9 protein-coding genes are annotated in these 12,327 nt (G+C 61.4%); 3 read left to right on the plus strand and 6 right to left on the minus strand.

Translation table 11 applies throughout. From position 1 onward, the window contains the following. Positions 1–46 precede the first annotated feature (46 nt). Genes CNQ84_RS04490 through arsS form a run of 5 tightly spaced genes read right to left on the minus strand, consistent with a single transcriptional unit; the run spans position 47 to position 6,155 of the window. Positions 47–709 (minus strand): TIGR04283 family arsenosugar biosynthesis glycosyltransferase, encoded by a 663-nt coding sequence (locus CNQ84_RS04490; protein ID WP_342745743.1) that lies wholly within the window; start codon positions 707–709, stop codon positions 47–49. After that, the gene (locus CNQ84_RS04495) at positions 706–2,847 is read right to left on the minus strand and encodes an FAD-dependent oxidoreductase (protein ID WP_096003702.1); all 2,142 of its coding nucleotides are present in this window, start codon (positions 2,845–2,847) and stop codon (positions 706–708) included. Before CNQ84_RS04495 ends, CNQ84_RS04490 begins: the two co-directional genes overlap by 4 nt. Further along, complete coding sequence (locus tag CNQ84_RS04500) at positions 2,844–3,803, minus strand: hypothetical protein (protein WP_096003703.1); 960 nt, start codon at positions 3,801–3,803, stop codon at positions 2,844–2,846. The genes CNQ84_RS04495 and CNQ84_RS04500 overlap by 4 nt, the downstream gene beginning before the upstream one ends. Next, positions 3,800–5,170, minus strand: a complete 1,371-nt coding sequence (locus tag CNQ84_RS04505; RefSeq protein ID WP_096003704.1) for an SLC5/6 family protein — start codon at positions 5,168–5,170, stop codon at positions 3,800–3,802. The genes CNQ84_RS04500 and CNQ84_RS04505 overlap by 4 nt, the downstream gene beginning before the upstream one ends. Before the next feature lie 22 nt (positions 5,171–5,192). Continuing rightward, on the minus strand, positions 5,193–6,155 hold the full coding sequence (gene arsS, locus CNQ84_RS04510; protein WP_096003705.1) for an arsenosugar biosynthesis radical SAM (seleno)protein ArsS: 963 nt from the start codon (positions 6,153–6,155) through the stop codon (positions 5,193–5,195). 126 nt (positions 6,156–6,281) lie between these two features. Between arsS and CNQ84_RS04515 the strand changes: the two genes are divergently transcribed. Then, positions 6,282–7,130: a class I SAM-dependent methyltransferase gene (locus CNQ84_RS04515; RefSeq protein WP_096003706.1), complete on the plus strand. Its 849-nt coding sequence runs from the start codon at positions 6,282–6,284 to the stop codon at positions 7,128–7,130. An 81-nt stretch (positions 7,131–7,211) separates the two neighbouring features. Here the strand turns inward: CNQ84_RS04515 and CNQ84_RS04520 are convergent, their stop codons facing one another. Continuing rightward, entirely contained in the window at positions 7,212–8,243 is a 1,032-nt protein-coding gene (locus tag CNQ84_RS04520; protein WP_165771223.1) for an AraC family transcriptional regulator, read from the minus strand. Between the two features lie 482 nt (positions 8,244–8,725). Here CNQ84_RS04520 and CNQ84_RS04525 point away from each other — a divergent pair, with 482 nt between their 5' ends. Continuing rightward, the gene (locus CNQ84_RS04525; RefSeq protein WP_096003708.1) at positions 8,726–10,534 is read left to right on the plus strand and encodes a DUF1302 domain-containing protein; all 1,809 of its coding nucleotides are present in this window, start codon (positions 8,726–8,728) and stop codon (positions 10,532–10,534) included. A 24-nt stretch (positions 10,535–10,558) separates the two neighbouring features. After that, on the plus strand, positions 10,559–11,929 hold the full coding sequence (locus CNQ84_RS04530; RefSeq protein ID WP_425439944.1) for a DUF1329 domain-containing protein: 1,371 nt from the start codon (positions 10,559–10,561) through the stop codon (positions 11,927–11,929). Positions 11,930–12,327: the final 398 nt, after the last annotated feature.

Below are 12,327 nucleotides of genomic sequence, written 5' to 3' on the forward strand. Positions count from 1 at the left end.
CCAGCTTCCAGCTTCCAGCTTCCAGCTTCCAGCTTCCAGCTTCCAGCTAGTAGCGCCGCGCGAGTTCCTCCACCGGCGCGCCGCGCCAGTAGCGCCAGCGCAGCCACCACATGAGCCCGATGGTGCGCAGGGTGCCGTTCTGCTGCCAGCGCCTGCTGGAGGTGGTCAGCCGCTCGTGCAGGCACAGCGGTCTGCCGTGGCGTCTTAGGCGCTTGCTCAGTTCGATGTCTTCCATCAGCGGTATTGGCGCGTAGCCACCGACTTGCTCGAACAGTGCGCGGCGCACAAAGATCGCCTGGTCCCCGGTGCATACACCGGTCAGACGCGAGCGCCAGTTCATCATCCAGGCGACTACGCGCAACATGGGCGATGAGGGAGACAGGCGCACGTCGAATCGCCCCCATTGGCTTGCTGCGTCCGCCGCTGGCAGCAGCTCAAGAAAGTTGGTTGGCAGTTGCGTGTCGGCATGCAGAAACAGCAGCCATTCGCCCTGCGCAATGGCGGCTCCTGCATTCATCTGGGTGGCCCGGCCCGGCGCAGACTGGATCAGTTGATCCACCAGCGGCGCAGCGAGGGCGACGGTATCGTCGCTGCTGCCGCCATCGACCAGAATGAGTTCCAGCTCGCCGCGCAGCGGTTGCAGCGGCGTAAGGGCATCGACGATGCCGGCAGCTTCGTTGCGCACCGGCATGATGATCGACAGCTTCAACCGCGCCTCCAGGCGTGAAAGCGGGCGACCCACTGCAGCAGGCGTTCCGGCTGATGGGCACGTTTCCATTGGCCGGCGGCGTACTTGTTGGCTTCGCTCAGGGTCGGGTAGCTGTGCACGGTGCCGAGGATCTTGTTCAGGCCGAGGTTGTGCTTCATCGCCAGCACGTATTCGGCGATCAGCTCACCGGCGTGGGCGCCGACGATGGTGACGCCGAGAATGCGGTCGCGGCCGGGCTCGGTCAGCACCTTGACGAAGCCTTCGGCGGCTTCGTCGGCGATGGCGCGATCCAGGTCGTCGATGCCGTAGCGGGTCACCTCGTATTCCACCCCTTGCGCCTGCGCTTCGGTTTCCGACAGCCCCACGCGGGCGACCTCCGGGTCGGTAAAGGTGCAGTGCGGCAGTACTCGGTAATCCACTTTGAAGCGGCGGAAGCTGCCGAACAGCGCGTTGACGGCGGCGTACCAGGCCTGATGCGATGCTGCGTGGGTAAACTGGTACGGGCCGGTGACATCCCCCACGGCAAAAACGTTGGGGAAGCGGGTGGCGAGATACTCGTTGGTATCCAGGGTGCCGTTGTCGCGCACCGCGAGGTTCAGCGTTTCGATGCCGTAGCCGCTGGTGTTGGCGACCCGGCCGAGGGCGACCAGCACGCAGTCAAACTCGATTTCTACTGACTGGTCGCTGTCCTGCGAGCGGCAGAGAACGGTCGGTGTGCCGTTGCGCAGTTCAAAGCGCTCGGCCTGATGGTTCAGGCGCAGATCGACCCCTGCGCTGCCGAGACTGACCGTCACCAGTTCGCTGGCGTCGGCGTCTTCACGGGGCAGCAGGCGGTTGCCGCGCTCAATCTGGATGACCTGTGAGCCGAGCTGCTGGAAGGCCAGTGCCAGCTCGCAGCCGATCGGGCCGCCGCCGAGTACCAGCAGTCGGCGCGGTTGCTCGCGCAGGTTCCAGACGGTGTCCGAGGTGACCATCGGTACGCTGTCGAGCCCCGGCAGGTCCGGTACGAGGGGACGTGCACCGGCCGCGATGATGATATTGCGCGTGCTGATGCTGCGCCCGTTTACCTCGACGTGCCAGGGTGAGGCGATGCGCGCCTCACCGGTGATCACGTCGACGCCGAGGTCGGTATAGCGCTCGACCGAGTCGTGCGGCTCGATCTGCTTGATTACCCGCTGGACGCGTTCCATCACCGCGGCAAAGTCGACGGTTGCCTCGGCGTGGCTGTAGCCCAGCGCGGGCGCCTTGCGGACTTCTGCGGCCAGTTTGGCCGAGCGAATCAACGCCTTGGACGGCACGCAGCCGGTGTTGAGGCAATCGCCGCCCATGGCGTGTTTCTCGATCAGGCTGACGTCGGCCTTGACCGCTGCGGCAATGTAGGCGCTGACCAGTCCGCCGCTGCCAGCACCAATTACCACCAGATTGCGGTCGAACTGTTTGGGCTTTTGCCAGCCTTTGTAGACCCGGCGCGCCTTGATCACGTCCAGCAGGCGTCGGGCGATCAACGGGAACAGGCCCAGCAGCACGAAGGCGCCGAGCAGCCCCGGCGAGAGGATGCCGGCCAGTGAGTCCAGCTGGCCCAGTTCTCGGCCGGCGTTCACGTAAACCAGGGTGCCGGGCAACATGCCGAGCTGGCTGACCCACCAGAAGGTGCGGGCGGGCAGGCGGGTGAGGCCCATCGCCAGATTGATCAGAAAGAACGGAAACGCTGGCACCAGCCGCAGGGCAAACAGGTAGAACGCGCCTTCGCGGTCGATGCCCTGATTGATGCGTTCCAGTCGTGAGCCAAAGCGCTGCTGAACCCAATCCTGCAGCAGAAAGCGGCTGATCAGCATCGCCAATGTTGCGCCGGCGGTGGAAGCAAAGGACACCAGCAGCAGACCCCAGCCAAGGCCAAACAGGGCGCCGCCGATCAGGGACAGCAGCGCGGCGCCGGGCAGCGACAGCGCCGTCACCAGCACATAGAGCCCTACATACAGGGCGCTGGCGAGAATTGGCTGGTTGGTTACCTGCTGGTCAAGGACCTGCTGCTGTGCTTTCAGCGCGTCCAGACTCAGGTGCTGCTGCAGACCCGAGGCAAAGAAGCCTGCGACCAGCGCCGCGACCACGGCGAGCAGCAACAGACGACGCAGGTTCATGACAGCATCTCCAGCGCACAGAGCGTGTTGGCGAGGGTAAAGCCCTTGATGCAGGCCTGTTCGGGCGTCATGTCGGTTCCTTGGTTGATGCGCTGCCAATACGACAGCGCTGCGGGTGAGTCGTCAGGCCACTGGCGTTTGAACTCAGCGGCAAAGGCGTGCTGGTCATAGGTGACGGGCAACGCTTCGATGATCAACGGGCCGACTTGCGCGCGGTAGATTGCGGCGGCGGAAGCAGTGCGCGCGATGCGGGTGATCAGCCCATAGCGGCCGTTGTTGAAGTTGGGCATGCCAGCGGCACCGTTGTTGATCACCGCCCACTCGCCGTTGCTCAGCGCGGCCGGGCTGCAGGTGTGGCTGCAGGCCAGCACACGGATGCGGTTTTCTGCGAACCATTGGTCCAGTTGCTGCTGGCGTTCGGGGCTTTGCAGTCGGGCATGATCGCACTGCCAGCCGGCCAGTGACTGCTCATCGCCGTGGGTGATGGCGATGCGCTCGCCGGCGACCTCGACAACTAGCGAGGCTGGACGGCGACCGAGTTGCTCGGCCATGCCGGGCAGGCCGCCTACGGTCTGTTGCAGCTGCTGGTGAATGCGGTTGGAACGCTCGACCGTGACGGCGTCGGTCTGCTCCGGATAGGCGCAGCCGCAACCAAAGTCGTCGCCCGCGCGGGCCAGTTCGGTTTCTACATTGCCGCGCAGCGGGTAGTGACGTTGCAGGCGTTGCTCGATGTTGCTGAACACCGCCGGGTCGCGGTCGAACCAGTGGGCGTCACCGTTGAACACGGCTGTTGCGCCGGGTTCGCCAGCGACGCGCCGCTCGATGGCGTCCAGCGCCTGACGGTTGCCGTACAGTCCGCCGACGATATACAGCACATCACACTGCAGGGTGGCAGGCGTGCTGAAGGCGTCAGCAGGCAGGCGATAGTCTGCCGGGCAACTGCGGCCCTTGCTCATGCGGCTCTCCGGGTCAGCATGCCGGGCAACAGGTAGCCGGCGGTACACAGAATCAGCCCGTACAGGTTGGTGCCGAGCAGCAGCGCGTAGCGACCGTCACCAATAGCCCAGCTCTGCGGAATCCAGCCGAGGGTGAGGGCAACGCCCAGCCCGATGCCGGTCCAGAAACTCAGGTGAAAGCCGAGACGGGTGGGCCGCACGAAGCCGTGCAACAGGAACACCGGGGCCAACCCGATGACCATGGTGCCGCTGATGGTGGTGGCCTTGAGAATGTCGGTGCCAGCGAGCATCGGCAGATTGCCGAGCAGGGCGAACACCAGCATGGTCGCCATGCCGACACCAATCGCCTTCTGGCCCAGATCCCGCTGCAGCAGGGCGGGCAACTCGCGGCCGCTGAGGCGGGCGAGGCTGGAGAAGGTCGAGTCCAGGGTGGAGCCGGCGGCGGAAATCATTACCAGCGTCATCACGATCAGCGCGCCAACGCCGAGACTTTTCGCCAACGCCGCGGGTACGTTGCCGCCAGCCTCGATACCGCCGAGGGTAGCGTGCACGCCGATCAGGCTGAAGGCCAGAATGGCAACGAAGCCCAGCACGCCAGCCAGGGTGAAGGCGCGCAGCATGGATTTCTCTTCACTGATGAAGCCGCGGTCGGTCAGCACCGGGTCGTGAAAGGGGTAGCTTAGCAGCTGCAGGCAGGCGACCAGAAACAGATCCACACCGGCGTTGAGCGCCCAGTGGCTGGTGCTGGTCAGTTCGGCGGTGCTGTGATTCGGTAATACCAACCCCAGCACCCAAACCAGTGCGATGACGAAGATCGCGGCTTGCGCCGCGTCGGTCAGGATTGAGCTGCGCAGCCCGCCGCGCAGGCTGTAGGCCAGCGTCACAGCGGTAAACAGCAGTGCTGCGCCGATAAACGCCGGGCTGCCGCTGTCGCCGTAGTAGCCGCCGACTACGGCGGTGTTGCTCCAGACCTCGTTGAACAGGCGAATCAGAATCGCCGCCGAGAACGCCAGCGCGGCGCCGCGGCCGTAGTTGCTGGTCAGAAAGCTGACCAGGCTGGTTGCCTGAAAACGTCGGCGCAGGCGGTAGATCACCAGCCCGCAGAGCGGGATAGACAGCCAGTAGGTGGCGTAGGCCAGGCCGCCGACCAGACCAAACTCGGCACCGAGATTGGCGGCATTGGTGACCGACTTGGCGAAGATCCAACTGATGAAGATGCTGGTGGTCAGCAGCAGTGGCGAGGCCTGGCGACCCTGGCTGTCTTCGCCATTGAAAAAGCCGCCAATGGTTACAGTGCGCGGCGAGAGCCAGTACATCAGCGCGCCGTAGGCCAGCAGGAAACCCCAAAAAAAGACGCCGGTCATCATGGTGTGTATGGTCCTTCCCTGTTCAGTTAAGCGTACCGCCGCAGCTGGAGCCTTGGCCTGCAGTGCAGGCGAAGCAATGATCCCGCGTGGCAATAGGGTGTTGGTTCAGCGGCTGCTCGAGCAGCTCGCGCAGGTGCGGGCGGTCGGACGCGAGGATGGGCATGGGCAGGTCGAGCATCTGGTTGAAGTCGCAGTCGTAAAGGTAGCCGCGCCAGTCGACGCTGACGGTGCCCCGGCACATCACGCCGGCGAGGTTGTCTGCACTGAAGTTGTCGCGCAGCAGCTGCATGTAGTTGTCAAACTGCCCACGGCTGACCAGGGTGCTGCCAAAACGCGCAATCGGCTGATTGGTGATGGTGTGCAGGTGGTTGAACTGGATGCCGAAGTCTTCCTGCAGGTGCTGCTTATAGTCCGCTTCCAGCGCCTGCTGCGGTGGCGGCAGGCTCGGGCCCTGAGGGTTGTAGACCAGATTCAGCTCAAGGTTGCTGTCAGGCTGCCCGTAGCCCAGCGCATTAAGTTTGCGCAGGCCTTCGATGCTGCGCTCGAAGACGCCGTCGCCGCGCTGGCTGTCGACATTGTCGCGCGAATAGCAGGGCAGGGAGGCTGATACGGCTACCTGCTCGGCGGCGAGAAAGTTCGCCAGGTCCTCATGGCGCGGCTCGGAGAGAATGGTCAGGTTGCAGCGGTCGATGACCTTGAGACCTGCTGCTCTGGCGCGCCTGACCAGCGTGCGGAATTGCGGGTGCATTTCCGGTGCGCCGCCGGTCAGGTCCAGCGTGTCGACCGGGTGGGCGTCAATGACGTCGCACAGCAGCTCGACCAGTTCGGGCGACATGCTCTCGGTGCGGGTTGGGCCGGCGTTGACATGACAATGCAGGCAACGTTGGTTGCAGCGGTAGGTGAGGTTGACCTGCAACGTGTCCAGCGCGCCACGGCGTAGCGGCGGAAAGTCCAGGGTGTTGAGCAGGGGCAGGGTGTCGCGCACGGTATCTCCTCGTTTGTCGTGTAACAGACCCCGGTAAAGCGCATCTGTTACATAACTGAACCAAGCCAGCTGATTTCAGTCTGGTAGTTTCAGGACTAGAACGCACGCCTTCATAGAGAGAAAACCATGCGAAAACTAGCTTATGCCCTGCTGCTCTGCGCGGCTACCGTTCAGGCGCAAGAGCCCGCAGCGGTTACCCCGCCCCAGCTCGACGAGGCTCAGGTGGCCGCTATTCGCGCCGCCGTGGGCAACAGCGGTCGCACCATCACCAATGTCACCCGCGACGCTTACCGCAATCCCGAGCAGACGCTGACCTTCTTTGGCGTGACGCCCGAGCAGACGGTGGTGGAAGTCTGGCCAGGCGGTGGCTGGTATACCGAGGTGCTGGCGCCGCTGTTGCGCGACCAGGGCACACTGATTGCCGCGCACTTTGATCCGGATAGCGAGGTCGGCTTTTTCAAGCGCTCGCGCGCGCAGTTTGAGGAAAAGCTGGCAGAGCACCCGGAGCGTTACGATCAGGTGCAACTGACGACGCTCAACTATGACGTCGACACACCGATCACCGAGCCTGGTACGGCCGACCGGGTGCTGACCTTCCGCAATGTGCACAACTGGCTGGCGGCGGGTGACGGCAAGGCTGAGGTGATGTTCGACAAGTTTTATGCAGCGCTCAAGCCGGGCGGCATGCTAGGCGTGGTCGAGCACCGGGCCAAGGCGGGCACCTCGCTGGAGCAGATGATCGACTCGGGGTATGTCACGGAGGAGAAGGTGCGCGAGCTGGCCAGCAACGCCGGCTTTGAATTGCTATCGGTCAGCCCGGCCAACCAGAATCCGCGCGACACCACCGAGCATCCGGAGGGCGTCTGGACGCTGCCACCCACGCTGCGTCTGGGTGATGAGCAACGTGCGCACTATCTGGCCATTGGTGAAAGTGACCGGATGACGCTGTTGTTTATCAAGCCAGAGCAGCAGTAAGTCTGCTAACGATCTGAAGGAGGCCTCTGTCTTCTTCAGATCGCTCGTTTATATCCTTTCTTGCTCTCTGCGTAGGCCGCACTAGTCCCCTTTGCTGCGACTCAGCTCGCGCCGATACGCCGTCGGGCTCATATTGGTCCAGCGGCGGAAGGCGCGGGTGAAGCTGCTCGGGTCTAGAAAGCCCAGCTCGTAGGCAATGCTGGTCAGGGACATCTGGCCGTCCACAATCAGCCTTATTGCGGCTTCCCGTCGCACTTCATCGGCCAGCTGTTCGTAGCTGGTCCCTTCCTGGCTCAACTTGCGGCGCAGGTGGCGCGGACTGATGTTCAGCGGCTCCGCTACCCGTTCGGCGCTGATATCACCTGACCCCAACAGCAGATGAATGCGGCGCCTGACCTGCTCGGTCAGGGCGTGGCTGGGCAGGGCAGCCTGCATGGTTTCAAGCGCGGCGACCAGTTTGGGCAGGATAAAGGGGCTGGCGCTTGGCAGGGGGTGCCTGACCAAGGCTTGATCCAACACCAGCGTGTGTGGTCCGCCAAAGACGACCTCATTTCGGTGGAACAGCTGGCGGGCGATGTGTTCATCGGCGCAGCCCGGTATCTGCAGCTGCTGCAACAAGCCCTGGCTGCCGACGTCCAGGCGGTTGAAGAAGCGGCTGAGGTAGCCCAGCACGGCATCGGTGTGCTGGTAGTGCGGATTACCCACCGGCTGCAGCGTGAGGTGCAATTTGCCCTCGGCCGCGCGGGAGACCAGCTTCAGTTGAGTGCTGAAAATACTGAAAAAGCGTTCCAGCAGGGCGACGGCATCTTCCATGCGGGGGCTGGCTGCTGCAGCCAGCGCCAGTGCTGCATAGGCCGTGGGCGCAAATACCCGGTGAATGCGCAGGCCAAACAGGGGGTCTTCGGAGATGCGTACAGCCTCGTCCCAGGCGTGGGAGCACAGGCGCTGATCGATAAAACAGGGGGCGCTGCTTTGGCTGTCCAGCAGGTGCGATAGATGCGCAGAGCTGGCGAGGGTCAGCTCGTACTGGCGCAGGGCCTGCTCGATGGTGGTGACCCAGAAGGCGCTTTCACGGACGTGAGCAAAGGAATCTGAGCTGGAGTTTTCGAGCATCGACTGCATCCTGCCTGACCATTGTTGTGACAAAAGTGAAATTTGTCTTTTATAGCCGCGCAGTATAACGAGAATCTGGCATTGCAAAAGCCCGGTACAGGGTTCCGCACTGCAGAATTATGTTGCAATCATTGTATTGGCTTTGTAACCGGTGACCGCTCGGGTCGGGTGTACGTTGGGGGTGAGTCCGACGGGAATGCCTGCGCAGCGCGCACCTTTTGGGTGCGCTCTTGATATCCTGCCAGTTGGCTCTAGACCGCTATTTTTGTGCTCTATGGGGCGAGAGATGGCATTTTTAGGGCGATATTGTGAAGCGCTCCCCAGTCTGTACTTATAGTGTCAATTCATTTGCTGAATGTCCTTTCGGGGTAAATATGTTGGCCGGATCGGACAAGTTATCGATGCTGGCCTCATGACAGACTGCCATGGTCTTGAACGCGCACCCTTCGCGCGAGTTCATGTCACCCAAACGGAGCAGCACAATGACAAAAAAAATGCATGGCTGGTCTCTTGCCGCATTGCCTCTGGCGATTGGCATGGCCACTTTCTCTGGCGCTGCAAACGCAGTCGCTTTCAATATCGGTGAAGTCGAAGCTCAGCTGGATTCTCAGTTGTCCGTAGGCGTCAGCATGTCCACCCAAGGTGCCGACAAGCGCTTTATTTCTGTGAACAACGGCGGTGAAGCGGCCGCTCGTACATCCGATGACGGTCGTCAGAACTATGACGCTGGCGATGTCTTCTCCAAGATTTTCCGTGGTGTGCACGACCTGGAGCTGCGTTACGGTGATTCCGGCGCCTTCTTCCGTGGCAAGTACTGGTACGACTTTGAAACCAAAGACGGCAGTCAGCGCTTCTATGATATTGATGATTCCAGCCGTGATCCGCTGCAAAAGGCTTCCGGTGTAGCGCTGCTGGACGCTTTCGTCTATCACAACTACTTCATCGGCAACAATCCGGGTAACGTCCGTCTTGGTCGTCAGGTTGTCAGCTGGGGTGAGTCTACCTTTATCCAGAACTCCATCAACTCCATCAACCCGATTGACGTGGCCGCTCTGCGCCGCCCGGGTGCCGAGCTGAAGGAGGGTCTGCTGCCGGTCGAGATGTTGTACCTCTCTCAGGGCCTGACTGAAAACCTGAGCATGGAAGCCTTCTACCAGCTCAAGTGGGCGCCGACTGTTCTGGATAACTGCGGTACTTTCTTTGGTTCCGATACCTTGGCCAAAGGCTGTAATGATCGCTTGGTCTTCAATGGCACTGATTTCCCTCAGGGTCAGCAACCGAACTTTACCTACATCGCTCGTAGCGAAAAAGATCGCGAAGCGAAAGACGAGGGGCAGTTTGGTGTGGCATTCCGTTGGTTCGTTCCGGAGCTGAATGATTCGGAATTTGGCTTCTACGCCATGAACTATCACAGCCGAACCCCCATTTACTCCAACATCGCTGGTGACCTGGCTGGTCCGTTCAACAACGGCATTCCGACTCCTGGCTTGGACGGTACACTGGGTGGTGCGGGTTACTTCTTTGAATACCCTGAAGATATTCGCCTGTACGGTGTGAGTTTCCAGACCAGTGTTGCTGGCGCGTCGGTTGGCGGTGAAATCAGCTATCGCCCGAACATGCCGATGCAGATCAACACCGGCGACATGAGCCGTACCGCTCTGCAGCTGGGTGCCGATAACACGCACCGCGATTATGCCGATGTTGCCCCGGGCACCTACATTCCGGGTTATCAGCGTAAGGAATTCTGGCAAGCGCAGGTCAGCGTAATTCAGTTCTTCGATCGAGTGCTTGGCGCGAGCCGTTTGTCACTGGTTGGTGAAGCTGGCGTTAACTACATCTCCGGTCTGGGTGATGTGAAGTTTGGTCGTGACTCTCTGTTTGGTCAGAGCCCGTTCGTTGACGGCGATACCGGCCTCGGTGCCTTGCCGGCTGGACAGTGTTCCTCCAACGAGGGTACTGCTGCACCGGGTCGATCCCCGAATGCGGCAAGCTGGTGTGAGAACGATGGTTTCTACACCTCCTGGTCCTCTGGTTACCGCATCCGCGCGTCGCTGGATTACAGCAACGTCATCGCCGGTATCAACCTGAGCCCGAACCTGTCCTGGTCGCACGACGTTGAAGGTTACGGCCCCAACTTCACCGAAGACGCCAAGGCGATCAGTGTTGGTCTGAACGCTGACTACGGCAACAAGTACAACGCCTCCATCAGCTACACCGACTTCTTCGACGGCAAGTACAACACCGCCGTTGACCGCGACTTCGCTTCCGTCAGCTTCAGCGTAAGCTTCTAAGACTGACCACAGGAGAACAACAATATGCGTATGCAAACAACTCTCATCGGCGCCGGTGGTCTGGCGTTCAGCCTGCTTGCAACAGGCGTCATGGCTCAGAGCCTGACCCAGGCTGAAATCGATTCTCTGGGTACCACTCTGACGCCCATCGGCGCACAGAAAGAAGGCAACGCGGCTGGCACCATTCCGGAGTGGACTGGCGGCCTGCCGACTGACGCGGGTCAGTCGCTGCCGAACAACTTCCTGGAAAGCCCCTACAAGGACGATCAGCCCGAGTTCGTGATTACTGCTCAGAACTATCAGCAGTACAAGGACAACCTGACGCCTGGTCAGGTCGCGCTGTTCGAGCGCTATCCTGAGACTTTCCGCATGCCGATCTACAAGACCCAGCGTTCTGTTGGCTTCCCGCAGTCGGTCTATGATCAGGTCAAGGCAACGGCCGGTCAGGCCAAGCTGGTCAATGGCGGTGATGGTATTTCCAACTTCGCCCATGGCTCGTTTGCCTTCCCGATTCCGAAGTCGGGTGCCGAGGTGGTCTGGAACCACAACACCCGCTACCGCCTGAACGTGCACCGCTGGTACATGCAGGCCATGCCGCAAACCAACGGCTCGTTCACTCTGATCAAGATGGAAGAAGAGGTCGGTTACCCGGAGCAGATGTCTGACGTGGACGCATCGACCATGCCGAACACGCTGCTGTTCTTCAAGCAGCGTGTGAACGCACCGGCGCGTCTGGCAGGTAACGTACTGCTGGTACACGACAGCCTGGATCAGCTGAAAGAGCCGCGCATGGCGTGGGTATACAACGCCGGTCAGCGCCGCGTACGTCGTGCTCCGCAGGTTGCCTACGATGGCCCGGGTACCGCGTCTGACGGTATGCGTACGTCTGACAACTTCTCCATGTACAACGGTGCGCCGGACCGTTACGACTGGACGCTGGTTGGCAAGAAGGAAATCTACATCCCGTACAACAGCGGCAAGCTGACCGAGCCTGGCGTTCAGTATGATGACGTACTGCAAGCCGGCCACATCAACCCGGAGTTCACGCGCTTCGAGCTGCACCGCGTCTGGGAAGTGCAGGGTAACGTCAAGGATGGTCAACGCCACATCTACGCACAGCGTAACTTCTTTGTGGACGAAGACTCCTGGATGATCTCGCTGGCGGACCACTACGATGGTCGCGGCACTCTGTGGCGTGTAGGTGAAGGCCACCTTGGCTTCAACTACCAGCAGAAGATCCCGGGCTACTCCATCGAAACCCTGTATGACCTGCTGGCCGGCCGCTACATCGCACTGGGTATGTACAGCGAAGAAAACTCTGCGCCGCAGTATGACTTCGACCCCAGCTACAGCCAGTTCACCCCGGCCGCGCTGCGTGCCTCGGGCGTTCGCTGAGTTAGGCTGATAGCAGGAACGCAGGGCGTCGTAAGGCGCTCTGTCGGCAAGACCCCAAAACCCCGCTCGAGGGATCGAGCGGGGTTTTGTTTTGTTGGTTGCTCGCGGTCAACCGGTTTGCGCTTGCCTGCGCCGCAGGCAGCTAACCTCGGTTGATCTATTGCGCGGCATGCGACGCTGCGCCTGATGATTACAGTACCTGCTTCCTTGGCCAGCCTCAGCTGACCAGATTCCCGCTGACCCTCTCGATCACCTGCATAACCTGTTGGCGCGAGGGTATATCGCGGATTGACTTTGGCCTTTTTTATCGCCAGTGCACCCACCGGCAGCTCTGAGGGCTACTGGGGTAGGCGATGTATCGGTGAAGGGGGGGCGTGCGCCAGGTACTGTGCCGAGAC

It is taken from the genome of Pseudomonas abyssi, from assembly GCF_002307495.1.
Lineage (GTDB): Bacteria > Pseudomonadota > Gammaproteobacteria > Pseudomonadales > Pseudomonadaceae > Halopseudomonas > Halopseudomonas abyssi.

Coding starts and splice junctions, on each gene's coding strand:
- CNQ84_RS04495 (WP_096003702.1), bottom strand. CDS start 2,847: ATGAACCTGCGTCGTCTGTTGCTGCTCGCCGTGGTCGCGGCGCTGGTC.
- CNQ84_RS04500 (WP_096003703.1), bottom strand. CDS start 3,803: ATGAGCAAGGGCCGCAGTTGCCCGGCAGACTATCGCCTGCCTGCTGAC.
- CNQ84_RS04505 (WP_096003704.1), bottom strand. CDS start 5,170: ATGATGACCGGCGTCTTTTTTTGGGGTTTCCTGCTGGCCTACGGCGCG.
- CNQ84_RS04515 (WP_096003706.1), top strand. CDS start 6,282: ATGCGAAAACTAGCTTATGCCCTGCTGCTCTGCGCGGCTACCGTTCAG.
- CNQ84_RS04520 (WP_165771223.1), bottom strand. CDS start 8,243: ATGCTCGAAAACTCCAGCTCAGATTCCTTTGCTCACGTCCGTGAAAGC.
- CNQ84_RS04525 (WP_096003708.1), top strand. CDS start 8,726: ATGACAAAAAAAATGCATGGCTGGTCTCTTGCCGCATTGCCTCTGGCG.
- CNQ84_RS04530 (WP_425439944.1), top strand. CDS start 10,559: ATGCGTATGCAAACAACTCTCATCGGCGCCGGTGGTCTGGCGTTCAGC.